A 25,720-nucleotide genomic window follows, 5' to 3' on the forward strand; every position below is an offset into this window, starting at 1 on the left:
ATGAAAGAATTAGATATTAATTTTCCTTTTGATAAATTTGAAAAATTAATTATTGATATTGGTTGGAAATCATTGGATGATTGGTTCAATTTTTGGAATAATAAAAGAAACATTCTTTCAATTGATCAATATTGGAACAATAAAGTAAATGATGATTGGATTTGGGGTTTAGCTTTACCTCTTTTATCTCAAGCTTATAAATTTCAAAATAATTTTTCTGATAGAAAAATAATCGGAATCTCTGCTTTACCTGGTACAGGTAAAACAACACTAGGAAAATGGCTCGAAGCTATTTCTTTAAAATTAAACTTCAAAATTGCTGTTATTTCAATTGATGACTTTTATCTACCATCAAATGAAATGAAATTAGCAATTAAGAATAACCCTTGGAATGTTTCAAGAGGGTTTCCTGGGAGTCACTCAGTAAAATTAATGCATGAAAAATTATTAAATTGGAAGATAAATGGAGAATTAAATGTACCAGTTTTCGATAAATCTTTAAGAAATGGTTTAGGAGATAGATCTCATTGGAGAACAGATAATCCTGATTTATTAATTCTTGAGGGATGGTTTTTGGGAATAAAACCTTATTCTATTGACATAACTGATCAACCCATAAATACAACAAATTTGAGTCTACATGAATCATCTTATGTATTAAAAATTCAAAATAACCTAAACGAATATTTAAAAATTTGGACTTTAATAGACAATATTTGGCACCTAAAGCCCTTGAAGATTGAATATATGAATATATGGAAAACAAATCAGGAAAAAGAAATGTTTTTACAGAAAGGTAACGCCCTTAAAGATGAAAAATTATCTAATTTCTTGAGAATGCTTAATGTCTCAATTCCTCATAAAAGTTTTGATGTTATAAAATCCTACGCGCTTTTATTAATTGATCAAGAAAGAAACTTAGTTGAGGCTGGATTAAATTTATAGCGTTTCTGAATTTCTTTTTTTTCAGTAATTTTTTATACAATTTTTATAGCTCTTAATAGTGTTTAATTGTTATTGTTTTGATGTATAGGGATGGTTGAGTTTTCTTACAAAAATGAAGGCTGTAGGATGGTGGTTTTGAGATGTGTTGGTCCATCAAATTTTTTCTTAGAGAGAGTTTTATTTCCCACTGACATTATTACTTTTATGGCTCCAAATGATTCAAGAGTTGAAATCTGGGGAAATGAATTATATGGCCCCAAGTTGGAAGAGAGAATAAGAATTTCTGCTGATAATGAAGATTCGACTTTAGTTGCTTAAAACAGATATTTTCTAATTGTCTTCGACTCAAAATTTTTTACAAATACCTTGTTTTTATTGATATTATCAAACTAGTTTTAGTTTTATAGATGTATTATTTTTCATCCTTTGCAATAGGTGGTTTTGTTCCTTCTGCAGCTATCGCAGGAGTTTTACTTTTAGTTGGGCTAGGAGCCTTCTTTTATCTTGGTATTAAAGGACCTACAGATTATTAAACATAAGTTAATGAACAAATTGTTATTTTAATTTTTCATAACCTTCTTGTATAAGTTTACGCCATGGATTTAACAACTATTTTATTTATATTAAGCTTACCTTTCGTTTTATTAACTGTTTATTTTGGGACAAAAAATGATTTCTACGAAAGTGAAAATTATAAAGGTGATGGCTGTGCACACGATGTTAAAAGGTAACTTTATTATTAATCACAACTAAATAAACAGGCCCATCTGATATCAAATTTTTAAACAGAAATTTATTACTATTAGTAATTTTTATCTGCTTTTTAAATTTATCTAAACCTTTCGCTAGGAATATAATCTAAATTAATGACATGTTATTTTACTAACTTATGGCATTCCTTCAGGGCCATTTCTATAAGTCCAATTATTACCAATAGTTAGCTTTTGAAGAATCAGAAAAGATTAAGTAAAAACAAAAAAAATAATACTAAAAATAGATTTTTTTGATTATATTTACCAGCTTTAAATTTTTAAATGTATATTGTTATTAATAAATTAATTTGGTAAATTAATAATTTTTTGGAATATTTAAAATTTATTTTATATGGATTTATTCAAGGGCTGACAGAGTTTATTCCAGTAAGTAGTACAGCTCATTTAAAAGTTATATCTCTTTTTTTAGGTGTTGATGATCCTGGAGCATCTTTATCCGCTACTATTCAACTTGGAAGTGTTTTTGCTATAGCTTGGTATTTTAGGAATGATTTTTTTAATTTTAGAAGTCAATCTTCCAAAAAATTTCTTGAATTTCTCTTACATGAAAAACTATTAAGGTCAATTTTGGTCGGTACTATCCCAATTATTTTGCTAGGTGGGAGTATAAAAATATTTATCCCTTCTTTTTTTTATAACGTTTTTCGTTCAAATTTATCAATAGCTTTAGTCTCATTTCTAATGGCTATCTTTATGTACTTGGCAGATAGTTCGAAAAGAGGTTCTCTTAATATTAGAAACCATAATTATTCAGATAGTTTTTTTATAGGATTTTTTCAGGCATTTGCTATTTTTCCTGGTGTTTCAAGATCGGGGATTACTATTTCTAGCGCCCTAATAACAGGATGGGAAAGAGGCGATGCCGCGAAATTTTCTTTTCTTTTAGGGCTGCCAGCTATCTCTCTTACTGCGATTGTTGAGTTTATTTCTTCTTTTAATGAATTTTTCTCATTGGGATTTCTCCCTCTTTTTGTTGGTCTTATTACATCATTTTTGTCATCATTATTAGCTATAGATTTATTATTAAAGTATTTTTCTTCCAATGGGTTGAAAATATTTATTATCTATAGAGTTATTTTTGGTGTTGTAATTCTTTTGAATTTATAACTAGAAGTAAAAAAAAATTTTTTGCAATTGTGTTAAGGTTTTAAAAAAATTCTTTCTAATGAACATTTTTATATCTTTCCAACTAGGCGAAGTGGAAGTTTCAAATCTTACTATATTGGTTTTAGCTTTTTTTTCATCTTTTACCTTCATAGCAGTAGGCATAAGTTCATATAAACTATACAAATCGCTTATAAATGAAGACGATAAATAATCGGAACGGCGGGATTTGAACCCACGACCCCCACTACCCCAAAGTGGTGCGCTACCAAACTGCGCTACGCCCCGTGTCTTTACTATAAAGATTAGATTGATTTAAATGTTATTCTTTATAGGATTGTTATCAGATCTCAATACACACTTGTCAACTTCCCAATTAAAGTTTTCCCATATATGGTCTTCTAATTTATAGTTGCTTCCAGTAAAAACTCCTAACTTGACTTTTGTAGGTGAAGCGGAACAATACTGCCTGCTTCCTGCTGATGCAAGATATTGTTGATGGTATTGTTCCGCAAAAAAATATGAATCAATCATTTTTATTTCCGTTTCAATTAAACCAAGATTTTTTTTGCTAAGTTCCGTTTGATATTGTTCCTTACTGGCTAATATGGTTTTAATATTATTTTCATTTTTGTAGTATATCGCTGATCTATATTGGGTCCCCATGTCATTACCTTGTCTGTTTTTTTGAGTAGGGTCGTGACATTCCCAAAACATTTTTAATAAATCACTTACATCAATTTCCCTTTTATCCCAGATAACTCTTACAACTTCTGAATGACCACTTAAGCCAGAACATACTTCATAATAAGTGGGGTTAATTTTTTCACCTCCAGCATAACCTACAGAAGTGGTTATAACTCCAGGAAGTTTCCAAAAACATTTTTCAGATCCCCAGAAACAACCACATCCAAAAAAAATTTCATCTTCATATACATCAGTATCTTTTTGGATATCTGTTTTTAATATTCTATGTAATGAATAAGCATCATTATTTAAATTTACCTCATTATTATTCATGATGTTTTTCAAAAATTTAAACATAATTTAAATCTATTTATTATAAGAAAAAAAATTATTTTTAGCTCTTAACAATTCTGGTAGCTAGTTCTCTCTCCCAAAGTTGTTTATATATCCCGTTCACTTTTACTAAATCTTTATGAGTCCCTTCTTGTACTATTTCTCCTTTATCCATTACTAAAACCCTATCGCAGGTAGCTGCAACAGAAAGTTGGTGACTGATCATTATAATTGTTTTATTACTTCTATCACTCATTTCATCTATTATTCTTGCTGCTGTTTTATTGTCTACGCTTGCTAAAGCATCATCAATAACAACAATAGGAGAATTGACAAGAAGTGCTCTACCTAATGCAGTTCTTTGCCTTTGTCCACCACTTAATGTAATACCTCTTTCACCAACAATAGTTTTAAACCTTTCTGGAAAACTATTGATATCATCAATTAATCCAGCTTTTGTAGCGCTTTCTTTAACTACATATTTAGAAGCTTTGGGTTCTCCAAAACTTATGTTTTCAGAGATTGTAGAAGTAAATAAGAATGCTTCTTGAGGAACGATTGAAATGTTTTTTCTAAGATCACTTAATTTTAAGGATTTTATATCATTTTCGTCTAAAAATAGTTGATTATCTGGAATTTCAATAGTCCGTCCTAGAGACTTTGCTAATGTTGTCTTGCCACAACCTACTGGGCCAACTATTGCTATAAGTTCTCCAGGATAAATTTTAAAATTGAGACCATTTAATGAATTAAATTTTGATCCTGGATACTTAATTGTTAAATTTTTTGCTTCTATCAATCCTTTAACCTTCCTTTTTAAAAATTTAGTTTCTGCTCTATCAACAATATTCGGATTGTTCTGAAAGATTTCTTCAACACGATCTAAACTTACTTGACCAAGCTGAAAAGTATTTATGGTAAAACCTAATAGAGCTGTTGGGAAGACAAGTCTTTCTACGTAAAGAATTAAAGCTACTAAACCACCTATCGAAATAAATCCACTCTCTAATTGAAAAGTACCTAGTGATAATAATATCAATAACGAAATTGAGGAAATCCCTTGTAACAAAGGGAATAGAGTGCTCGCTGTTCTTGCAAGTTTTATCGCTGAATTTCGATAGTCATTATTGTATATATTAAATTCATTTTTCTCAGCATTCTCTTGTGCATAAATTTTAATGGCGCTTATACCAGATAAATCTTCTTGTATTAGATCACTAAGTTTTGATAATGATTCTTGTTGAGCTTTCCTTTGTTTAACCATTCTGCCACCAAATAGACTTACAATTCCAAGGATTAATGGAAATATCATTAAAGCTGATACTGTTAATGTCTTATTAATCGAAAACATTGAAGGAATAGTGAATGAATAAGCTAAGACAATGTTGCACAAGCTTAAAACTGTAAAACCTAAAAGTCTTCGTATGTTTTCAACATCACTTGTGGCTCTACTAATAATGTCTCCACTTCCTTTTTTTTTGATCCATTCTGGATCTTGTATAAGTAAATGGTCAAAAAGTTTTTGACGAAGATTTACTTCTACTTTTCTACCTATACCGAAGACTATCTGTCTTGAAAATAATCTTATTAAACCCATACAAGTTGCTAAAAATATTAACCATAAAGATTTAGAAATAACAAAATCGGAAGAAAATCCCTTTTGTAATTGGTCAATTATATTTTTTACTTCTAAGGGTATTACAACACTCAGTATATTTACCATCAAGAGAGCTAAAGCTCCATATAAGAATTCTCTTTTGTAGGGTCTTAGGTATTTAGATATAACTTTTATCTTTAAATTTTTCATTTGATTTTGCCGATATGATTAAGATAATGTTTCATTTTTGAATATGTGAGCTAATTTTATAAATGATTCAGTATTTATTTATGGGTAACGAGCAAACTCATCCATTACATGAAACAGACAAAATCATTATAGATTCACTTATCATTAAAAAAACACCAGAAGATCTTGACTATATAAATTTAGCTAGGTTAATAAATCGTTATACCAATTTCCCAGGCGAAATTGAAATTAAAAACGATATTGAAAAAATTTTAAATTTTTGGAAGATCACTAAAAATGAACTTTTTTCGAAAACAAAAAATATTTGGTCAAAAAGCTTCAGGCCTTCTAATACAAATAAAGGTTTAGTTGGCTCAGGTTTTGATACCTCAAATTGAATTTTATCTGCATAATTTTTCTTCAATAAATAAATGTCTTCTAATCTATCAAACGCTGAAATACTAAATAATTTGTTGGAGGGAAGGGACCTTGATGAATTAACTTCTAAATCTTTAATGAAAAGATGGCTTAATGATGAAATTTCAGATGTTGAAACAGGAGCTTTTTTGAGTGCTTTGAGAGCTAAGAGTTCTACAGGTGTCGAACTAAGTTCTATGGCTGAGGAACTCTTAAATGTTTGCGAATTGCCAGCACCAAGACCAAACTTGTATTTAGTAGATACTTGTGGAACGGGGGGTGATGGAGCTAATACATTCAATATTTCAACTGCAGTAGCATTTGTAGCTGCATCTTGTGGGGTAAAAATTGCAAAACATGGAAATAAAAGTGCTAGTGGGAAAGTTGGCTCTGCTGATGTTTTGTTGAATCTTGGCTTAGATTTAAATTGTTCATTAGAAAAAGTAATCACAGCTGTAAGTGAAATTGGAATAACTTTTTTGTTCGCACCTGTTTGGCATAAATCTCTAATAAAACTAGCGCCATTAAGAAAGACCCTTGGAATAAGGACAGTATTTAATCAACTTGGACCATTAGTAAATCCTTTAAGACCCAATGCGCAAGTTTTGGGGGTTGCTTCTGAGGATCTTTTGAAACCTATGGGTAGTGCGCTTTTAAAAATGGGTATGAACAGAGCAATAGTTGTTTATGGTTCTGGCGGTCTTGATGAAGCTTCGCTTCAAGGAGAAAATAAATTAATATTTGTTGAAAATGGTGAATTGCGGTTTTCAGAAATAAATATAACAGACTTTAACCATGAAAATATTACTAACGAAAAACTTGTGGTTTCTGATATTGATTCTAACGAGGAAATATTAAAGTCTGTTTTAAATGGTTCCGGACAAAAATCTCATATTGATGTAGTTGCCTTGAACTCTGCTTTAGTGCTTTGGGCAGCAGGAATTGAGGATGATTTAAAAGAAGGATTTAAAAAGGCTTTATTTTCTATAAAACAAGGAGATCCTTGGAATAAGTTTTTACTTTTAAAAAATTATTTATCTGCAAATTAGTTAATTTCAAATTGATGATTAATCCATATAAGAAAAACGCGAAATTAGTTTTAAGTAATGGAATTGTTTTCCCAGGATTCTCTTTTGGTGCTTCTGGTACAGCCATTGGTGAAATAGTTTTTAATACGGGAATGACTGGATATCAAGAAGTTATTACTGATCCAAGTTATTATGGACAGTTATTAACATTTACCTATCCAGAGATTGGAAATACTGGTATTAATTTTGAAGATTCAGAATCTAATATTAATGTTAAAGGTATAATTGTTAGAAATTTTTCATCGAATAGCAGTAATTGGAGATCACAAAAGAATTTTAATCAATGGTTAGTTGAAAAAAATATTATAGGTCTACATGGAATTGATACAAGAGCTCTTGTTAAAATTTTAAGGTCTAGTGGCGCGATGAATGGAGTTATTACTTCTCTAGATAAAACTGATGAAAGTTGTTTAAAGATAATTTCTGACACTCCAAAGATGGAGGGATTAAATTTATCAAAAGTTGTTTCAACAAAGCAAAAATATATATGGAAAAGTCATACGAAAACAATTTTTGATCTAAGAAAAAGATATGACGAATCTTTTAAAAAGTTAAAAATAGTAGCAATAGATTTTGGAATTAAAAATTCAATTCTAAATAGACTTGTATCCCATGGTTGTGAAGTTTTGGTTTTGCCTTCTCGATCTTCTCTAAATGATGTTCTTTCTAACAAGCCTGATGGTGTGTTTTTTTCAAATGGTCCCGGCGATCCTTCATCTGTTTCTGAAGGTATAGACTTAGCAAAATCTCTCATTGAATATGGTCAGATACCTATGTTTGGTATTTGCCTTGGCCATCAAATATTTGGATTAGCATTAGGAGGTTCAACTTATAAATTACCCTTTGGACATCGTGGTTTAAATCATCCTTGTGGTGAAAATAATAAAATTGAGATAACTAGTCAGAATCATGGTTTTGCTATTGATCCCCATACTCTCTCAAAGGACATAGTTAGAATTACCCACTATAACCTTAATGATAATACTGTGGCTGGCCTAGAGGTTTACAATAAGCCTATATTTAGTGTGCAATATCATCCAGAAGCTGGACCTGGCCCACATGATTCAGATTATTTATTTAAAAAATTTGTTTCTCTAATGTTAGAAAGATGTTGACATATTGTTTTCATTTGATTTGATAATTACATTTGATAAATTAATTTTTTGGAGGTATAAATCATAGAAGATTTCCAGAAGTTAACCGTTTCTTTAAGAGGAAACCTTGAGGTTAAAAGAAACATAATGGTTTTTACTTTTAAAGGCCAACTAGATGCTTTCTCAGAAAAACAATTTAAGACTTTTGTTACTAATAATTTAAAAAATGACCTTCCATTCGTTATAGATCTTACAAAAATAGATTTTTTAGATTCATCGGGGCTGGGAGCACTTGTTCAAACTTCAAAAGAATGCAAAAAGTCAAAACTTGGTTTTTCTGTCGTTGGCAATTCGAGAGTTGCCCAAACAATTAAACTTGTTCGTTTAGGGGATTTTCTTAACTTGAAGTCAAGCCTTGAAGATGCATTAAATTATTTAAAGAATTGAATTATTGGATTCAAAACTTGGTTCCATATGGATCTCCCGAGGATATAGGTGTTATTCAACTTGCTTGGCTTGGAGATTCGGTATGGGAGCTCCATCAAAGACTAAGGCATGTTCATTACCCTCTAAAATCTAAAGACCTCCATTTATCTGTAGTAAATGAAGTAAAAGCAAAATCTCAGTCAAAATCTTTAAGTCAAATCGAACATTTGTTAAATTCAAATGAAATGGATTTAATTAGGCGTGCTAGAAATAAAACAAAGAGATATCCAAAATCTTCAAACCCCACCATATATTCTAGAGCAACAGGTTTTGAAACTCTTATTGGCTGGCTATTTTTAAAAGATCCTCAAAGATTATCAACCCTTTTTGAATATTTAGAATTAAAAATGAATTGAATCTATGAAAAACTCGTCAAATAAATTTCGCGGAAAAAATAATAAAGAACGCAAAAAAAATTCAGATTTTGGTTATTACCCAAAAAATACAAATAGTTCTGAAAAAAATGATAGATTTTTCAACAATTCCGCTAAAAATAAGAAAGTTGAAAATTTAAAAAAAAATGATAAAAATAATACTTTTTCTTATTTAAAAAGAAGAAATCCAAGTTTTAAATCACAAACAGAGTTTCCTAATAAAAATTCTGATATGCATCAAGAGTTTATTAATAAGAGAAATTTTGATGATTGGATATGGGGTAAACATTCGGTTTATGAAGCTCTTAGTAGTGATAGAGCGATTAATAGAATTTGGTGCACTTCGGAAATTTTTTCTTCAGACAAATTCTATATTTTGCTTAAGGATCTTAAATCAAAAGGAGTTCTTATTGAAGAAGTTTCTTGGAACAGACTTTCGCAATTGACATATGGAGCCTCACATCAAGGTATTGCATTGCAGTTAGCGTGCTCTAAAACAATATCCATAGAGCAATTAATAGATTTTTCTAAACAAAATTGTCCAAATCCTATATTAGTCGCTTTAGACGGTATAACTGATCCTCATAATGTTGGTGCGATTATTAGATCAGCAGAAGCATTTGATTGTAAGGGTGTAATTATTCCTCAGAGAAGGTCTGCAGGATTGACTGGAACTGTCGCCAAGGTAGCTGCAGGAGCCTTAGAACACCTTCACGTTAGTAGAGTTGTTAACTTAAATAGAGCTCTTGATGAACTTAAGAAAAATGGTTTTATTGTTGTTGGCTTATCTGGAGATGGTCAATTATCCATGTCAAATTTTAAAGAAAAAGGACCTTTGGTAGTTGTAGTTGGCTCTGAAGATAAAGGTATTTCTTTGCTTACTCAGAAAAAATGCGATTTTATATTAAGTATTTCTCTTAAAGGTAAGACTACAAGTTTAAATGCCTCTGTGGCGGCTGCAATATCATTATTTTACTTGACAGATAAATAATTTTTATTAAAAATTACTTTTTTAAAGACCACTAAAATGTTGTTGTTTCAATACATTAATATGATTAATAAAAATTTATTGAATTTTCACTACAAAATTGTATAGAATTTAACAAGAATTGATGGTCAATCAGGCCAAAAAAATTGATTAGAAATTTTGGAAACAAACTTGGTTTAGCCTGGTGGGCTAAAATTGAGACAGATGAACCTAGTAATACATACTGGTTCGGCCCATTTATTACTAAACGTAGTTTAAAAGAAAATATGTCTTCTTTTATTAAAGATCTTTCTGATGAAGGTTCCAAAAATATTAAACACACTTTAGTACGTTGCAATAAAGAAGAACCATTAACTGTTTGATAACTTTGAATTTAAGAAATAAATTAAAAAATGAATTTTAATTCTTTAAGAAAAGAAATTACCAGTAATAATGTTTCTGTTAAGGAATTAGTTAATGATATCTTTGAAAAAATCGATCAAAAAGATCCTGAAATTAACTCATATATTTGTATTACAAAAGATAATGCTATTGAGCAAGCAGAGAATATTGATAAATTAATTCAAAATAAAGAAAAACTGCCTCCTCTCGCGGGGATCCCAATAGCAATAAAGGATAATATTTGTACCAAAGGAGTCACAACAACTTGTGCAAGTAAAATGCTTAAAAGCTTTGTCGCTCCTTATGAATCTACCGCTTCGAGCAAATTATGGTCTTCAGGGGGAATTTGTTTAGGAAAAACAAATTTAGATGAATTTGCAATGGGTAGTTCAACCGAAACTTCTGTATTTGGTGTTACTTCAAATCCCTGGGATATTAATAGAGTGCCAGGAGGCAGTTCAGGCGGTAGTGCTGCTTCAGTTGCCGCTGGATTTTGTGCTGCCGCTATAGGTTCTGACACAGGAGGATCAATAAGACAGCCAGCTTCATTTTGTGGCGTCGTAGGTCTTAAACCTACTTATGGCAGAGTTAGTAGATGGGGGCTTGTAGCATTTGCTAGCTCTCTTGATCAAATTGGCCCAATTACAAATACTGTCTCAGATGCTGCTGAAATTCTTTATTCAATATCTGGTAAAGACCCCTTTGACTCAACATGTCTTGACAAACCAGTACCGAATTATTTGACTGACTTAAATAAATCTATAAAGGGTTTAAAAATTGGAATCATTAAAGAATGTTTTGATCACCCAGGGCTTAATCCAGAAGTTAAGGAATCTGTTCTTTCTGGAGTTGATAGATTCCAAGCTTTAGGGGCTGAAATTATTGAAGTTGAATGTCCTAGATTTAATGATGGAATTGCGACATATTATGTAATTGCACCATCTGAAGCCTCCGCAAATTTAGCTAGATATGATGGAGTTAAATATGGCCACAGATCGAATGAAGGTACAAATCTTATAGATATGACTTCAAAAAGTAGAGCTGAGGGTTTTGGAGATGAGGTACAAAGAAGAATTTTGATAGGTACTTATGCATTGTCAGCTGGATACAGTGATGCCTATTACAAGAAGGCACAAAAAGTTAGGACACTTATAAGAAAAGATTTTGATAATGCTTTTAAGAAAGTAGATGTTTTATTAACTCCAACTTGCCCAACCACTGCTTTTTTAAAGGGAGATTTTGTAAATGATCCACTCTCAATGTATTTGTCTGACCTATTAACTGTTCCTGTTAATTTGGCAGGCCTCCCAGCAATTAGTATTCCTTGTGGTTTTGATACTAGAGGATTACCTATTGGAATGCAATTAATAGGCAATGTATTAGAGGAAGATAGAATATTGAATGCCGCAAATATCTTTGAAATTGATGCTCAGGTAATTAAGAACAGACCTTTATTTTAAATTTGTATTAATAATTAATTTGTAATCACAAAGTATAGATCTTTTAGAAATTTTCTCTATCTTATATATATAAATTATTTGAATATGGCTTTCGTTCCTCTTCATAATCATAGTGACTACAGCTTGCTTGATGGTGCCAGTCAAATTTCAAAAATTGTAGATAGAGCTTGTGATCTTGGAATGGAATCGATAGCTCTTACTGATCATGGAGTTATGTATGGTGTTCTTGATTTGGTCAAGAAGTGTAAAGAGAAAGGTATAAAACCAATTATTGGTAATGAAATGTATGTGATTAATGGTTCTATTGATGATCCTCAACCAAAAAAAGAAAAAAGATATCATTTGGTGGTGTTAGCAAAAAACTATACTGGATATAAGAATTTAGTGAAGTTAACAACAATTAGTCACCTAAATGGGATGAGAGGTCGAGGCATTTTTTCTAGACCATGTATTGATAAATCTCTTTTAAACAAATATAGTGATGGTCTGATAGTTTCTACAGCTTGTCTTGGTGGAGAGATACCTCAGGCTATCTTAAAAGGTAGATTAGACGTAGCAGAGGATATAGCCCTTTGGTATAAAAAATTATTTGCAGATGACTTTTATTTAGAAATACAAGATCACGGTTCTATTGAGGATAGAATTGTTAACGTTGAATTAATAAAAATTGGGAAGAAGCATCAAATAAAAGTCATCGCAACCAACGATGCCCACTATTTATCAAGCATGGATGTTGAAGCACATGATGCTTTGCTTTGTGTATTAACAGGAAAACTAATAAGTGATGAAAAAAGATTGAGATATACCGGTACAGAATATATTAAAAGTGAAAGTGAAATGCTTGAACTTTTTAAAGATCATATTGATGATGAATCAATTATTGAGGCAGTTAACAATACAGTAGAAATTTCTCAGAAAGTTGAAGAATTTGATTTGTTTGGTAATTATAGAATGCCAAAATTCCCTCTTAAGGAAGATACAGATTCATTTTCTTTTCTCACACAATTATCTAATAAAGGCCTTTTAAATAGACTTAAAAAAAATGATCTTACGGAAGTTGATGAGAACTATAAAAAAAGACTATCTTCCGAATTAAAAATTATTAAAGATATGGGCTTCCCAGATTATTTTTTGGTTGTTTGGGACTATATCAAATTTGCTAGAGATAACTCTATCCCTGTAGGACCAGGTAGAGGCTCTGCAGCAGGCTCATTAGTAGCCTATGCTCTTCAAATTACAAATATAGATCCTGTTGAGCATGGATTGTTGTTTGAGAGATTTTTAAATCCAGCAAGAAAGTCAATGCCAGATATAGACACCGACTTTTGTATTGATAGGAGAAATGAAGTTATTGATTATGTTACTAATCGTTATGGAGAGGATAAAGTTGCGCAAATAATTACTTTCAATAAGATGACCTCTAAGGCAGTTTTAAAAGATGTTGCAAGAGTTTTAGATATACCTTATGGAGAAGCGGATAAATTGGCTAAGTTAATACCGGTTGTAAGAGGAAAACCATATAAATTAAATGAAATGATTGACAAGAATTCACCTAGCCAAGAGTTTAGAGAAAAATATATTAATGATAATAGAGTGAAAAAATGGGTTGATTTGGCTTTAAGAATTGAAGGAACTAATAAAACATATGGAGTTCATGCTGCTGGAGTTGTTATCGCATCAGATCCTCTTGACGAACTTGTACCTCTTCAAAGAAATAATGAAGGGCAAATAATAACCCAATATTCTATGGACGATATCGAATCACTTGGATTATTGAAAATGGATTTCTTGGGTCTTAAGAATCTTACGATGATTGAAAAGACAGTTTCTCTTATTAATCAATCTACTGGAAGGAAAATAAACATTGATGAGATACCACAAAATGATGGTAAAACCTTTGAACTTATCGGAAGAGGAGATCTTGAAGGTATTTTTCAACTTGAATCTTCCGGAATGAAACAGGTCGTTAAGGATTTCAAACCTAACTCTCTAGAGGATATTTCTTCGATACTTGCTCTTTATAGACCTGGTCCTCTTGATGCAGGCTTAATACCTAAATTTATAAATCGAAAAAATGGGAATGAAAAGATTGATTTCCCTCATCCTTTTATTAAGTCAATTCTCACTGAAACGTATGGAATTATGGTTTACCAAGAACAAATCATGAAAATTGCTCAAGACCTAGCTGGTTATTCTCTTGGTGATGCTGATTTACTTCGAAGAGCGATGGGGAAAAAGAAAGTTTCTGAAATGGTAAAGCATAGGAATATTTTTGTAGATGGTTCTATGAAGAAAGGTGTAAATGAAAAATTAGCAAATGATCTTTTTGATCAGATGGTTTTATTTGCAGAATATTGTTTTAACAAAAGCCATTCAACTGCTTATGGTGCTGTAACTTATCAGACTGCATTTTTGAAAGCCCATTTTCCTGTTGCATATATGGCAGCCCTTTTAAGCGTTAATTCTGGCTCTAGCGACAAGATGCAAAGATATATTTCTAATTGTTATTCCATGGGAATAGAAGTTATTTCTCCGAGCATTAATTTTTCTGGGGTTGATTTCACTATTAAGAATAATCAGATTTTATTCGGGTTATCTGCAATTAAGAATTTAGGGGATTCTGCAATAAGAAATATAATTGAAAACCGAAATAGTTTTGGAACCTTTAAGTCATTATCGGATTTGTGCGACCGTTTGCCTTCTAATATTCTTAACAAAAGAAGTCTTGAATCTCTTATTCATTGTGGAGCACTAGACGAGTTTTCAAATGATAATAATAGAGCTCAGTTATTGTCAGATCTTGAGCATGTTATTGAGTGGGCCTCTTCAAGAAATCGTGATAGATTATCTGGCCAAGGAAATCTATTTGACTCTAAAGAAGAATTTTCTAATGTTGCTTTTTCGGATTCACAATTAGCCAAGGTTGATGATTATTCACTTATTGAGAAATTAAAGTTAGAAAAACAGCTATTAGGCTTTTATTTATCTGATCATCCTCTAAAGCATTTAACTAAGCCAGCAAAACTCGTATCACCTATAAGCATTTCGCAGTTAGAAGAAACAAAAGATAGAACCAAAGTCTCTTTAGTTGGAATGATTCCTGATTTAAAGCAAATTACAACGAGAAAAGGAGATAGAATGGCTATAGTTCAGTTAGAAGATCTTTCTGGAAGTTGCGAAGCAATAGTTTTTCCTAAAACTTATGTAAGATTATCAGAATTTCTTTTGACTGATACTAGATTGTTGGTGTGGGGAACAATAGATAAAAAAAGTGATAAGACTCAATTAATAATTGATGATTGTAGAGAAATAGATAACCTTAAATTACTTATCATTAATCTTGAAAGTTCTCAAGCATCAGATGTAAGAGTACAAAATACCTTGAGAAACTGTTTAACTAAATTTAAACCAGATAAAGATAGATGTGGAATCAAGATTCCAGTTTTAGCTGCAGTTAGAAATAAAAATAGTGTTACCTATGTTAAATTTGGTGAACAATTCTGTGTTGGAGATATTCAAGGAGCATGCAAATTATTAGAAGATAAATCATTCCAAGTTAATTTGAAATCCTTAGTTTCCTAGATTAACTTTTATCCTCAAAATTTTGAGTAGCAGGTTTAAAGGCAGCTTTTGCACGTTGTACATTCATTGGAATATTTTCAATACCAAAAAAAGATCCAGGCTCCTTATCCCAACTAGCTGATAATATTCCAAAACTTAATCCTGCTAGACCTAACAAGAAAAACAATGCTGAAATTGCAATTGTTGAGGAAGGAGGTATTTCAGCAATATTTCTCGTTACTATAATGTAGCTAACTACGAAAACCGACATCCCTAATATTGTGGGAATTCCTGCTGTAAAAAATATTCTTCTTGCCATTCTATCAGCAACATATTTTGGTATCCCAGTTGATGATCTTTTTGGGGTAGTTGCAGTAGTTGATGCTTTTTCTAGATTAGCAAACGCAGTTTTCTCAGAATAATTTTTTTTCTTTTTATATTGTGTCTTTTTTTTAGATTGCTTTTTTTTCATTAATTGAAATCATCCTCTGATTCCAATTTTCTTTACTAGCTCTTGATATCTCTGAACGTTTTTGTCTTTTATGAAAGAAAGTAATCTTTTCCTTTTACCAATCATTTTTAATAATCCTTGCCTTGAAGCGAAATCATGAATGTTTCCTTGGAGGTGGTCACTTAATTTCGATATTCTTTTTGAAAGCAGTGCCACTTGAACTTCGGCTGAACCTGTATCAGTTGGATGTACTTGATGAGTCTCAATCAGCTTCTGTTTTTCAGCTGTATCTAATGACATAAATTTAATTCTTTTACTCTATGATACTACGTCAGCTAACTATATTACTACTTTCCTTATCTAGATAATTCATTGCTAATTTCAATAAGTTTTCAAATGATAAATTATTTTCTTTTTTTTCAGGGAAATCTACTTCATTAATAATTATTGGCAAAATAGTCTTGATTTCTTTATTTTTGTAATTTAATGATTGAAGAGTTAACTGAAGATCTTCGATCATTTTATTAATTTCTGGATCCTTAATCTCAAATTCATTTTTTGCTTTTTGTTCTTCAAATTGTATTTCACTTTTAAATTTATTTTTTAGTTCTAAAATTAACCGATCACTCATTTTTTGACCTATACCAGGTACGGAACAAATTAATTTTTCGTTTTGTGTTTTTACTGCATTGATAACTTCACTAATAGAGAATTTATTTAATATCCCCATACCGATCTGAGATCCAATACCTCGGATACTTAAAATTTCAATAAAGAAATTTCTTTGTTCCTTTGATGTAAAGCCAAATAATAAATCTGAATCTTCTTTTTTAATATGTTTTAACCAAAGAGTAATTTTTTTATTAGTTATCTGATTTTTTTTTAATTTAAGAAAAAAGGATTCTAGTATTTGTATTTCGTATCCTAATCCTTGACAATTTATTAAAACAAAAAACTTTTGATTAGTTTGCCATGACTCAACAAATTCTCCATTTATCCAACTAATCAATTAACCACCATCCACCTGACAACCAATTAGTGCTCCTGCGGTTCCGCCAGCAGGTACAGCCCAAAATCTATCTTTCCCTCTAGAAGAAGATAGTGCTATTCCAGCACCAAGAATACCTCCAATTAGAGAACCTTCACTACAATCGTTGTTATCTATTTTTTCAGCTCTACTTTCACCTCCACAAGGTATTACAACATCAACTTCATAACTTTTTACGTAACCTGGATTTGATTTGGTTCCAGGAATGTATTCCTCTCTATATTCGGTTCTTGTGCAAGTTACTGACTTTGGGGTCGTTGCATAAACTGGAACAATAGGAGAAAAACAAAATAATAAAGTTAAATAGAAAAATTTCACTTTTTTTTATCTTAATAACTTTATTCTATGTCCTTTTGATTATTTTGGTAGTAGATATAATAGTTCCTAATAAAACTAGTAAAGCTCCTAATAAAAAATTTATATTTATTATTTCACTAAAAAACAAAATCCCCCAAATTGACCCGAATAAAACTTGCAAATAGTTAATTGTTGAAGCTTCAGAAGCAGGTAAATTTTTTAATCCTACAGTTAAAAAAGTCTGACCTAATTGAGTAAATAAGCCAATGCCAATTATCCAAACTAATTCATTCCAAGTTGGGGTAACCCAGTTCATTAATACAATTGGTAATAAAGCTATAAAAGATACAAGTGGAAAATATTCAATAATTACATAAACATCTTCAGTAAATGAAAGTTTCTTAACTGTAACGTAAGCCAATGCAGTGCAGATTGCTCCAAGAAATGCGATTGAAATCGAAACATTTTCAATTTCAACGTTTATATTGGATAATTGACTTGGATTTAATATTACTAATATTCCAATCCAGCCAATAATTAAAGCAAAAATTATATTCCGAGTTATTTTTTCATTTATAAATATGCCAGCGAATATAGATATAAAGATAGGGTACGTGTACTGAATGACAGTAGATATACTAAGGGGCATATTTCTAATAGCATAAAAAATGCAAACTAAAGCTAAAGTTCCTAAAACACCTCTTAAGATAAGTAATGGTCTATTGTTGCCCCAAGGATTTATATTTTTTAGATTAATTATGAATAATGTAATAATTAAACTCAACAATGATCTGAATAAAACTAATTCATAAATAGGTATCCTTTTATCAATATTTTTTACGCATAAAGTCATCAAACTAAAGAAGAATGAAGCAAATACCAAATTAAACTTATTCAATGAATTAAATTTTTTTTCTAATTCTGCAATATTTATCATTTAAAAATAGTTTAATTGTGAAATTAAGTAGATTCTTATTTGATTTTGACCTATAACAAATAAATCATTATTTGTTTTTGGTAAAATCTCAATGGTTCATTCTATACACCCAAGAACTATTCAAGAGGTTAAGGAAAAAGCAGATATTGTTGACGTTATATCTGAACATATTGTTCTTAAGAAGAAAGGCAAGGAATTTGTTGGGATTTGTCCTTTTCATGATGATACTAAGCCATCAATGACAGTATCACCAACTAAACAGTTCTATTACTGTTTTTCTTGTGGTGCAGGAGGAAACTCTATTAAATTTTTAATGGAATTTACTCGTGCAAATTTTTCAGATGTTGTACTTTCTCTTGCTAAAAAAAATAATATTAATGTTGAAAATCTTGAGGGTCCCCAAGTAGAAGCTTATAAAAAACAACTCTCTAGAAAGGAAGAGCTTTATAAAATATTAAGAGTCACTAAAAATTGGTTTAAGTCTCAATTAAATAATTCTCTTGGTTCTGAAGCCATGAAATATTTAACATCTAAGAGAAACTTGAGTAACAAGATTATTGATAACTTTGAATTAGGCTTTGCCCCAAATTCATGGAATGATTTGTTTAATTATCTTTCCAAGGTAGAAAAATTCCCCATTAATTTAATATTAGCTTCAGGTCTTGCAATTTCTAAAGATAATTCTGACAAGATTTATGATCGTTTTAGAAATAGATTAATTGTTCCAATACATGATATGCAGGGAAGAGTAGTTGCCTTTGGAGGAAGATCTCTTGATGGTCAGGAACCCAAATATCTTAATTCTCCTGAATCTGAAATATTTGAAAAGGGAAAAATGTTGTTTGCCTTCGAAAAAGCTTCTAGTGATATTAGAAAAAGAGATAAAGCTATTATTGTTGAAGGCTACTTTGATGTCATTTCTCTTCATTCAAAGGGTATAACTAATTCTGTTGCTTCTCTCGGTACCGCATTAAATAAGTATCAAATTTCTCAACTATGTAGATGTACAGATAATAAAAATATAGTTTTGAATTTTGATTCTGATAATGCAGGAATTTTAGCTACAAAAAGAGTAATTAAAGAAGTTGAGACCCTATCCCTTCATGATCAAATTAATCTTAAGATACTCCAACTAAGTCATTTTAAAGATCCAGACGAATATTTGAATAGTCATACACCTGAAGATTATTTTAATTTAATTGATAATTCATCCTTTTGGATTGATTGGGAGATTGATCAGATCTTTAAAGATCAAGATTTAACTAAGTCTGAAATTTTCCAAAGTGTTATTTCTTCATTAGTAAAATTGTTGAGTAAATTACCTCAATCATCAACCAGAACTCATTATTTACAAAAAGTTTCCGAACAATTAAGTAAGGGACAAGCTAGGTTAGCAATACAGTTTGAACAAGATTTAAGAAATCAAGTAAAGGGATTTCGTTGGCATGGTAGATCAAAAAAATTTGAACAACCAAATGAAATTTCTCGACGGGAAAAAAATGAATCGGAAATAATTTTTTATTATTTACATTGTCCAGATCTTAGGCTATTTATTCGTGATGAATTTCTCAAAAGAGAAATTAATGGTTTTAATACTAGTTATATTCAAAGCTTATGGGAAGCTATTTCAAAAATTGAACAAAATAATTTAGGATTAAATTACTTAAATGATTTAAGACAATCAAATAGTCAAAATCTCCAAAAAGATTTTTCTTCTATTAACTTAATTTCACTTCTGCCTGACTACTTAGCTCTCAATAATCCTGAATCATCAAATAAAATTAATATTTTTATTAATCCAAATGAGTTATTTTTAACATTGCTGAGTAATCCTAAAGACAATTTACTAGGAACATTATCACTTCTTGAGAAATATAATTCTCTAAAAAGATGTAGACACTTAATAGAATCGTGGGGATCTCAAAGATTAAAGACTTTAGAAAATTGTATATCTATTTTAATTGATAATCCTTCTTCAGGTTCTTCAAATACAAATAAAGAGATAGATGATCTTTTTAAGGATTTAAACTCAGATGCCATTAAATTTCAGGAATTATATTACCTAGAAAGACAACATATAAATTTCTTAGACAAACAACGTTGTGGTAATTTCCTCGCTAGTTAATATAAAAAGTTTTAATTTATAGGCAGTATTTTTTAATCAAGTTTTTAACTTTTTTGGGTTTATCTTCAAGAACATAAGCTTCTACTTCTCTCGCATAAGTCCCAGAAAAATTTGAACTAGAGAACTCTAATGCTTTTCTTTTACTTTGATGCAATTTGCCTTCTAATTTTTTTATATCACCTATTGTTTTATTGTCATTACATTTTTGTATCGCATGAGTTGCTTCGTGTCTTAATGCTCTTCTTACCGCCCTTTCTGTTTTGAAGTTATCTTTATTTGGTTGTTGATTCTTATTTCTAAAATTTGTTTTCCTTTTTGCATTTTCAGTACATATTATTATTTTATTTTCTTTAAAATTATGTAGTCCTTTTATTTCTTTGTTTAATAGACATTCAATTTTATTTTCTTCAACTATGTAGTTTGCTTTCATTAATAAGTTAAGAATCTCTTTATCTAATTTGCTCAAAAATAATATAAATTCCATTCTATTTTTTTTACTTCACTATAGTTGGGATTTGTTCTATATCAGTTGTAGATGAGCTACTTAAGAAATTCTTATTCATCTTCCAACTTTGTGGATTTTTTGTAATAGCCCATGTAATTGCATTGTTATTAAATCTTTTATTTAATAAATCAATCGTTTTCATAAGATTTGTTGATTTTTTTAATACTTTCTGAGATTTGTAATTGATAACTGATTGCTGTAAATATTCGCTATTTGTTAAATCCTGCATTAAAACACCAGCTTTTGAGAATTTATATTCGGGATTATAAATTTCTTTAGATAATTCAACTACTATTTTTAAAATATTGTTTGTGTCATCTGTCGCATTTATAAGTTTTCTATGAGCACTTCTTTGATAATTTTGACTTGAATATTTACTGGTTCTAGCAAATACTCTAATATTAGATGATTGTAAATTCTGACTTCTCATTTTTTCAGAGGCTTTTATTGCGTGAGTTGCTAGTGCTTGAGTTAAGTCTTCTAATTTTGTGATAGGCGTGCCGAAACTCCTGCTTACCTGAATTTCTTTTTTTGATTTCTTGTTTTTTTCTATAGGCAGACATTTATAACCTTTCAGTTCTAATTGCAATCTTTTTCCTACTATGCCTAGCTTCTTGATGATTTCATTTTCTTCCATATCTCTTAATTCTTTCGCATTCTTAATACCTTTACTTTGCAACCAATTAGAGGTTTGCTTCCCGACTCCCCATATCTTATCTACACTAATTCTTTTTAAATAATTATTCTCATTTCTGGTTCTAGCTAAATCAAATATTCCAGCTGAATAATCAATATTTTTAGCTAGTTTATTAGCAATTTTTGCTCTTACTTTATTTTCTCCTATTCCTACTGTTATGGTAATCCCTAGATTCTGATATATTAATGATCTTATGCTTCTTGCCCAAGGATATAGATTTTCATCATTAGGTCTATGAATCGAGACGAATGCTTCGTCAATGGAATAAATTTCTATCTGTTCACAGTAGTTTTTCAGTAAATTCATTAGTCTTCTGCTCATGTCCCCATAAAGCGAGTAGTTTGAGCTTAAGACTGCTACATCTAATTTATTTAGTCTTTCTTTGACCTTAAAATACGGAGTTCCCATTTTAATTTTTAAAGCTCGCGCTTCAGGGCTTCTTGCAATGATACATCCGTCATTATTAGATAAAATTACTACTGGTTTATTTCTCAAATGAGGATTAATATTTTGTTCACATGAAGCGTAAAAATTATTAGCATCTATAAGAGCTATTGCATCAATATTTGAAATTCTCATAAATAGCTATGTATTGAATAAATAACAACTCCCCATATCTGTACATCAATATGGTTTTTAAATCTAAAATCAGGATAATTATTATTTTCTGATTTTAAATATAATTCATTATTTTTTATAGATAATCTTTTTATTGTAAATTCTCCGTCTATCATTGCAATGATGATATTCCCTGGTCTGGCTGTTAAGCTCTTGTCTACTATTATTAAATCTTTATCTTTAATTCCTGCATTTATCATTGAGTCACCTTTAACTCTAAGAAAAAAAGTGCTAAAAGGATTAGATATTAAATGTTCGTTTAAATCAATATTTTCTTCTGTATAGTCATCTGCAGGAGAAGGAAACCCTGCGGATACCGAATCAGTTAATAAGGGGATTTTAAATGTTTTAGTAGTTGAATCAAAAGAATCCAAGATTAAATTAATAGTATATATGTACTATATAGCAAAAAATCAAAAAATAGTTAGTTATTAAACTTTTATAGATTAATTTTAGATTGAATCTAATCTTTTTAAGAACGATGGTAAGGGGAGTTGTTTGATATAGAAATAGCTCTATAGATTTGCTCGATTAGGATTAATCTAGCTAATTCATGAGGAAAAGTTAAAGGAGACAGGCTTAGTACAAGATCTGATTTTTCTTTTATATCTGAACTAACTCCATCAGTATCACCGATTAAGAAATTAATTTTTTTATTTTTAAAATTCAAGAGTAAGGAACATAGTTCAACTGAATTAAACTGTTTTCCTTCTTCACTTAGGCAGATAATAATATTGTTGTTGGATCTAAGATTATTTAAATTAAAAGTCTTTAACTCATTAATGATAAGTTCAGGCATTCTTTTTTTGTATTGATTAATGCCCTCTCTAATCCAAAGTTTCTTTATTTTGCCGATAGCATAAATTGCTAATCTATTACTCTGAATCATAAGTAAATATCAAAACTAATTATTCATCAAGAAGATAATTAAATTCATCATATAGTTCCTCTTCGGTTGTTAATTTCGTGGAAAAATTATCTTTTTTAGAATTCATATTAAATTGATTAATCTCACTTTTTCTTAGTGAATTATTAACGTTAGAAGTCTCTTCTAAAGATTCTGAATTATCAATTAACGAATAAAAAATTTTATTGGGATCTTCTGAATTAAGTGGATTGGTAATTAAATTATCATTATTAGTTATATTTATGTAATTATTTATATTTTTACTTTCGTTATTTAAATTTTTCTTATTTTTAAATTTATTGAGTTTATCTAAATTTTTTTTTGATAAGCTCATGATATAAAGGATTAAATAAATTCATATTTAATTTAAACATATTATTTATTTTTTAGATGAATTCTAAAAATTATCATCAAAAAAAAAGATTTGGACAACACTGGTTGGTAAATAAAAAAATATTAGAAAAAATTAAAGAAATTGCTGTTCTTAATGAAAATGATTTTATTTTAGAAATTGGTCCTGGTAAAGGAGCTTTAACATCTAAGTTGTTAGATTCAGAAATTAAAAAATTACATGCAATTGAATTAGATAAAGATTTAATAAATTTATTAAATGAAAAATTCAATAATAATGATAAGTTTTCACTGCAGCAGGGAGATATTCTTTCTGTAAATTTAGATTCGATTAATAGGAAGATTACAAAAGTGATTGCAAATATTCCTTACAATATAACTGGCCCAATATTGGATATTTTCATAGGTCGATTGGGCATTATAAGAAACTATAATTACGAAAAAATAATATTTTTAATGCAGAAAGACGTTGTAGATAGGATTTTGTCAACAGAAGGTAGTCCTAATGCTAGTGCGCTTAGTATAAGAATGCAACTTTTATCAAAAATAAAAAGAATATGTGATGTGCCGCCTTCATCATTTAGTCCGCCTCCAAAAGTTTTTTCTTCTTTAGTAGTTTTCGAACCAATTAAAAATGATTTAAGATTAGATATTAGTCTAGAAAAATATATAGATAAACTTCTTCGAATTTCATTTAATTCAAGAAGAAAAATGATTAGAAATACACTTAATTCAATACTTTCAAATCAAGAGATAAATGAATTATCTGAATCTTCAAAAGTTTGTTTTAATTTAAGACCACAAGATATTTCAATTGACCAATGGATTAAGCTTGCAGAAAATTGTATTAAAATTAAAAAATAAAAAATTTTAGTATATGCAAGATTTAGCTAAAAAGAAAATTAATATAAAATCTCCTGCCAAAATAAATTTGCACCTTGAAGTTATTGGTAAAAGAGAGGATGGATTTCATGAGTTGGCAATGATTATGCAAAATATCGATCTTGCTGATTATTTAGAATTTGAAATTAATAATGAAGGTTTAATTAAACTTGAGTCTGATTGTAATGATTTAAGCCTATCTGATGATAACTTAATTGTTAAATCGGCAAATCTATTAAGAAAAAAATCAAATATAGATTACGGTGCGAATATATTTTTAAGAAAAAATATCCCAATTGGCGCAGGATTAGCTGGTGGATCCAGTAATGCAGCAGCAACATTAATTGGTCTTAATAATTTATGGGATTTGAAATTAGATCAAGAAACTTTATTTTCATTAGCATCAACTTTAGGATCTGATATTCCCTTTTTTATAAATGGAGGTATTCAATTATGTTTTGGAAGAGGCGAAATTTTGGAGAAATTAGATTCAACCCTTGAATATGGAGCAATTCTTTTAAAAAATCCGAATGTATCAGTATCAACTGCTGAAACTTATAAAAAATTTAGTAATAGATTTTGTGATCAATATCTTACTGATAGTGAAATGATTGAAAACATAAGAAAAAATTTAAGAGATAATGGTTTAAATAACTTAAATTTTGATAATCAACATTTATCTATTAAAAATGATTTGCAGTTAGTTGTTGAAAATGAAAATGATTCTGTAAAGCAGGCATTATATTTACTTTCTAAATTAAAAAATTGTCTCACATTTTCAATGAGTGGATCAGGGCCTACATGCTTTGCACTCTTTAAAGATATAGAGACTGCTAAAAAAGAATTAACTGCAAATTCTAAATTATTTAAAGATAAAGGCTATGATTCATGGGTTTGCACTTTCCTTGGAAAGGGAATAACATTCATTTAAATTTTTCATATAAAAATCTATTGTGGCTGATAATAGTAATGAGAATATTGAAAAAAATATTCCCGAAAAAGGACCTTTAAATTTTATTGTTGGATCATTAACAAGTTTTTTATTATTTATATTTTTTTATTTTTTAAGTAATAAAATTGCAATTTATTTTTCAGTACATAAACCATCTAATTCTTCTGAAATAGTCCAAAATATTTCCTCTAGTATTAATACATTAATAATTGGATTATCTTTTTTGCTAACTTTTTCTTTTGCTTTTATAGGTATAGGTCTTTTTATTGTATTTATTCGCAGTTTTTTTCTGAAGAAAAATTGAATTGCCAATATTATTAAGAAAACACTTTCTTTGAATGTCTTTACATGACTTAGGCCTTTTAGCCCTTTTGCTGTCTCCAGGAATGATTTTATCAATATTACTACTCATAACCTTCGCTGAAGGAGGATGAATTATTCAAAGTGGTAGGATTATATATGTGATCAATTAG

At 29.7% G+C, this 25,720-nt stretch carries 30 protein-coding genes and 1 tRNA gene; 18 read left to right on the forward strand and 13 right to left on the reverse strand.

The annotated features are described in order from the left end of the window. The 5 genes from EV02_RS07690 to EV02_RS07680 all read left to right on the forward strand — a co-directional run bounded on the left by EV02_RS07690 (window position 1) and on the right by EV02_RS07680 (window position 2,825). Window positions 1-945 (forward strand): kinase, encoded by a 945-nt coding sequence (locus tag EV02_RS07690; RefSeq protein WP_032518841.1) that lies wholly within the window; start codon window positions 1-3, stop codon window positions 943-945. Window positions 946-1,035: 90 nt separating this feature from the next. Beyond that, window positions 1,036-1,263, forward strand: coding sequence for a DUF1830 domain-containing protein (locus EV02_RS07685; RefSeq protein ID WP_032518842.1), 228 nt, complete (start codon window positions 1,036-1,038; stop codon window positions 1,261-1,263). An 89-nt stretch (window positions 1,264-1,352) separates the two neighbouring features. Next, window positions 1,353-1,478, forward strand: a complete 126-nt coding sequence (locus EV02_RS09810) for a hypothetical protein (RefSeq protein WP_257008987.1) — start codon at window positions 1,353-1,355, stop codon at window positions 1,476-1,478. A gap of 63 nt (window positions 1,479-1,541) precedes the next feature. Next, entirely contained in the window at window positions 1,542-1,676 is a 135-nt protein-coding gene (locus EV02_RS09815) for a hypothetical protein (RefSeq protein ID WP_011818343.1), read from the forward strand. Window positions 1,677-2,024: 348 nt separating this feature from the next. Further along, window positions 2,025-2,825, forward strand: a complete 801-nt coding sequence (locus EV02_RS07680; protein WP_032518843.1) for an undecaprenyl-diphosphate phosphatase — start codon at window positions 2,025-2,027, stop codon at window positions 2,823-2,825. 211 nt (window positions 2,826-3,036) lie between these two features. Here the strand turns inward: EV02_RS07680 and EV02_RS07675 are convergent. The 3 genes from EV02_RS07675 to EV02_RS07665 form a co-directional block, all read right to left on the reverse strand. Beyond that, a tRNA-Pro gene (locus tag EV02_RS07675) sits at window positions 3,037-3,110 on the reverse strand. A 27-nt stretch (window positions 3,111-3,137) separates the two neighbouring features. Further along, on the reverse strand, window positions 3,138-3,866 hold the full coding sequence (gene msrA, locus EV02_RS07670; protein WP_032518844.1) for a peptide-methionine (S)-S-oxide reductase MsrA: 729 nt from the start codon (window positions 3,864-3,866) through the stop codon (window positions 3,138-3,140). A 37-nt stretch (window positions 3,867-3,903) separates the two neighbouring features. Next, window positions 3,904-5,649: an ABC transporter ATP-binding protein gene (locus tag EV02_RS07665; protein WP_032518845.1), complete on the reverse strand. Its 1,746-nt coding sequence runs from the start codon at window positions 5,647-5,649 to the stop codon at window positions 3,904-3,906. 80 nt (window positions 5,650-5,729) lie between these two features. On the opposite strand from EV02_RS07665, the gene EV02_RS07660 reads away from it, so the two are divergent. From EV02_RS07660 to EV02_RS07625, 9 genes are all read left to right on the forward strand, one after another. Then, window positions 5,730-6,026, forward strand: coding sequence for a DUF3288 family protein (locus tag EV02_RS07660; RefSeq protein ID WP_032518846.1), 297 nt, complete (start codon window positions 5,730-5,732; stop codon window positions 6,024-6,026). Between the two features lie 33 nt (window positions 6,027-6,059). Further along, entirely contained in the window at window positions 6,060-7,094 is a 1,035-nt protein-coding gene (gene trpD / locus EV02_RS07655) for an anthranilate phosphoribosyltransferase (RefSeq protein ID WP_032518847.1), read from the forward strand. A 14-nt stretch (window positions 7,095-7,108) separates the two neighbouring features. Continuing rightward, a complete protein-coding gene (gene carA / locus EV02_RS07650) occupies window positions 7,109-8,248 on the forward strand; it encodes a glutamine-hydrolyzing carbamoyl-phosphate synthase small subunit (protein ID WP_032518848.1) in 1,140 nt (379 codons plus the stop codon). Between the two features lie 126 nt (window positions 8,249-8,374). After that, complete coding sequence (locus EV02_RS09165; protein WP_025881318.1) at window positions 8,375-8,674, forward strand: STAS domain-containing protein; 300 nt, start codon at window positions 8,375-8,377, stop codon at window positions 8,672-8,674. Continuing rightward, complete coding sequence (locus EV02_RS07645) at window positions 8,671-9,069, forward strand: ribonuclease III domain-containing protein (protein ID WP_032518849.1); 399 nt, start codon at window positions 8,671-8,673, stop codon at window positions 9,067-9,069. Before EV02_RS09165 ends, EV02_RS07645 begins: the two co-directional genes overlap by 4 nt. 4 nt (window positions 9,070-9,073) lie before the next feature. Continuing rightward, entirely contained in the window at window positions 9,074-10,078 is a 1,005-nt protein-coding gene (rlmB, locus tag EV02_RS07640) for a 23S rRNA (guanosine(2251)-2'-O)-methyltransferase RlmB (protein ID WP_032518850.1), read from the forward strand. A gap of 143 nt (window positions 10,079-10,221) precedes the next feature. Continuing rightward, window positions 10,222-10,437, forward strand: a complete 216-nt coding sequence (locus EV02_RS07635; protein ID WP_032518851.1) for a DUF1816 domain-containing protein — start codon at window positions 10,222-10,224, stop codon at window positions 10,435-10,437. Window positions 10,438-10,467: 30 nt separating this feature from the next. After that, complete coding sequence (gatA, locus tag EV02_RS07630) at window positions 10,468-11,916, forward strand: Asp-tRNA(Asn)/Glu-tRNA(Gln) amidotransferase subunit GatA (protein ID WP_032518852.1); 1,449 nt, start codon at window positions 10,468-10,470, stop codon at window positions 11,914-11,916. A gap of 84 nt (window positions 11,917-12,000) precedes the next feature. Beyond that, on the forward strand, window positions 12,001-15,498 hold the full coding sequence (locus EV02_RS07625; RefSeq protein WP_032518853.1) for a DNA polymerase III subunit alpha: 3,498 nt from the start codon (window positions 12,001-12,003) through the stop codon (window positions 15,496-15,498). 1 nt (window position 15,499) lies between these two features. On the opposite strand, the gene EV02_RS07620 is transcribed toward EV02_RS07625, so the two are convergent. Genes EV02_RS07620 through EV02_RS07600 form a run of 5 tightly spaced genes read right to left on the reverse strand, consistent with a single transcriptional unit; the run spans window position 15,500 to window position 18,210 of the window. Continuing rightward, a complete protein-coding gene (locus tag EV02_RS07620; RefSeq protein WP_032518854.1) occupies window positions 15,500-15,949 on the reverse strand; it encodes a PAM68 family protein in 450 nt (149 codons plus the stop codon). Between the two features lie 9 nt (window positions 15,950-15,958). Continuing rightward, on the reverse strand, window positions 15,959-16,228 hold the full coding sequence (gene rpsO / locus EV02_RS07615; protein ID WP_025890744.1) for a 30S ribosomal protein S15: 270 nt from the start codon (window positions 16,226-16,228) through the stop codon (window positions 15,959-15,961). Window positions 16,229-16,259: 31 nt separating this feature from the next. Next, the gene (gene ruvA, locus EV02_RS07610) at window positions 16,260-16,937 is read right to left on the reverse strand and encodes a Holliday junction branch migration protein RuvA (RefSeq protein WP_032518855.1); all 678 of its coding nucleotides are present in this window, start codon (window positions 16,935-16,937) and stop codon (window positions 16,260-16,262) included. Next, window positions 16,938-17,294 carry a glycine zipper 2TM domain-containing protein gene (locus tag EV02_RS07605; RefSeq protein WP_032518856.1) on the reverse strand — a complete coding sequence of 119 codons (357 nt, stop codon included), beginning with the start codon at window positions 17,292-17,294 and terminating at the stop codon, window positions 16,938-16,940. Window positions 17,295-17,319: 25 nt separating this feature from the next. Further along, window positions 17,320-18,210 (reverse strand): DMT family transporter, encoded by an 891-nt coding sequence (locus EV02_RS07600; protein ID WP_032518857.1) that lies wholly within the window; start codon window positions 18,208-18,210, stop codon window positions 17,320-17,322. A gap of 91 nt (window positions 18,211-18,301) precedes the next feature. On the opposite strand from EV02_RS07600, the gene dnaG reads away from it, so the two are divergent. After that, window positions 18,302-20,335, forward strand: coding sequence for a DNA primase (dnaG, locus tag EV02_RS07595; RefSeq protein WP_032518858.1), 2,034 nt, complete (start codon window positions 18,302-18,304; stop codon window positions 20,333-20,335). A gap of 16 nt (window positions 20,336-20,351) precedes the next feature. Here dnaG and EV02_RS07590 read toward each other — a convergent pair whose 3' ends face one another. From EV02_RS07590 to EV02_RS07570, 5 genes are all read right to left on the reverse strand, one after another. Beyond that, on the reverse strand, window positions 20,352-20,819 hold the full coding sequence (locus EV02_RS07590) for a hypothetical protein (RefSeq protein WP_032518859.1): 468 nt from the start codon (window positions 20,817-20,819) through the stop codon (window positions 20,352-20,354). A gap of 10 nt (window positions 20,820-20,829) precedes the next feature. Next, window positions 20,830-22,116 carry a Y-family DNA polymerase gene (locus tag EV02_RS07585; protein ID WP_032518860.1) on the reverse strand — a complete coding sequence of 429 codons (1,287 nt, stop codon included), beginning with the start codon at window positions 22,114-22,116 and terminating at the stop codon, window positions 20,830-20,832. After that, window positions 22,113-22,529, reverse strand: a complete 417-nt coding sequence (locus EV02_RS07580; RefSeq protein WP_032518861.1) for a LexA family protein — start codon at window positions 22,527-22,529, stop codon at window positions 22,113-22,115. Before EV02_RS07580 ends, EV02_RS07585 begins: the two co-directional genes overlap by 4 nt. Window positions 22,530-22,627: 98 nt before the next feature. Continuing rightward, window positions 22,628-23,044 (reverse strand): 23S rRNA (pseudouridine(1915)-N(3))-methyltransferase RlmH, encoded by a 417-nt coding sequence (locus EV02_RS07575; RefSeq protein WP_032518862.1) that lies wholly within the window; start codon window positions 23,042-23,044, stop codon window positions 22,628-22,630. 19 nt (window positions 23,045-23,063) lie between these two features. After that, window positions 23,064-23,396, reverse strand: a complete 333-nt coding sequence (locus EV02_RS07570) for a hypothetical protein (protein WP_032518863.1) — start codon at window positions 23,394-23,396, stop codon at window positions 23,064-23,066. Window positions 23,397-23,452: 56 nt separating this feature from the next. On the opposite strand from EV02_RS07570, the gene rsmA reads away from it, so the two are divergent. Genes rsmA through EV02_RS07555 form a run of 3 tightly spaced genes read left to right on the forward strand, consistent with a single transcriptional unit; the run spans window position 23,453 to window position 25,551 of the window. Further along, window positions 23,453-24,277, forward strand: a complete 825-nt coding sequence (gene rsmA, locus EV02_RS07565; RefSeq protein WP_032518864.1) for a 16S rRNA (adenine(1518)-N(6)/adenine(1519)-N(6))-dimethyltransferase RsmA — start codon at window positions 23,453-23,455, stop codon at window positions 24,275-24,277. 13 nt (window positions 24,278-24,290) lie between these two features. Continuing rightward, complete coding sequence (gene ispE / locus EV02_RS07560) at window positions 24,291-25,226, forward strand: 4-(cytidine 5'-diphospho)-2-C-methyl-D-erythritol kinase (protein WP_032518865.1); 936 nt, start codon at window positions 24,291-24,293, stop codon at window positions 25,224-25,226. 22 nt (window positions 25,227-25,248) lie between these two features. Then, complete coding sequence (locus EV02_RS07555; protein WP_011376423.1) at window positions 25,249-25,551, forward strand: DUF3082 domain-containing protein; 303 nt, start codon at window positions 25,249-25,251, stop codon at window positions 25,549-25,551. The last annotated feature ends 169 nt before the right edge of the window (window positions 25,552-25,720 follow it).

It is taken from the genome of Prochlorococcus marinus str. SB (assembly GCF_000760115.1).
GTDB lineage: Bacteria > Cyanobacteriota > Cyanobacteriia > PCC-6307 > Cyanobiaceae > Prochlorococcus_A > Prochlorococcus_A marinus_D.